The following is a 238-nucleotide window of genomic DNA, read 5'->3' as shown; positions in this document are numbered from 1 at the left end:
ACCGTTGACCGTCTCGATGTCCTCGGACTGCAGGTCGTGGCCGGCACGGATGCCCCCGTTGACGGTTTCCACGTCCTTGACCCGTGCCCCATCCCCGAGGGTGATGCCGCCGTTGACGGTCGACAGGTCGCCGTAGGCCTGGCCGGCCTCGGCGGTGATGCCGCCGTTGACCTTGGAGACGTCGTCCTGGGCCGAGGCGACGCCGGCGCCAAACGCCAGCGACAAGGCCAGCAGCAGG

Annotated in this window: 1 protein-coding gene; it reads right to left on the bottom strand. The window is 69.7% G+C overall.

Features of this window, described 5'->3' with window-relative positions; translation table 11 throughout:
- The coding region (locus SB719_RS22490; protein WP_412160085.1) for a hypothetical protein at nt 1-238 on the bottom strand (238 nt) is incomplete at both ends.

Source organism: Pantoea sp. SIMBA_079, from assembly GCF_046940275.1.
Lineage (GTDB): Bacteria > Pseudomonadota > Gammaproteobacteria > Enterobacterales > Enterobacteriaceae > Pantoea > Pantoea borealis.
The sequence above is the reverse complement of the archived record's forward strand: the minus strand, read 5'-3'. Positions and strand labels throughout refer to the sequence as shown.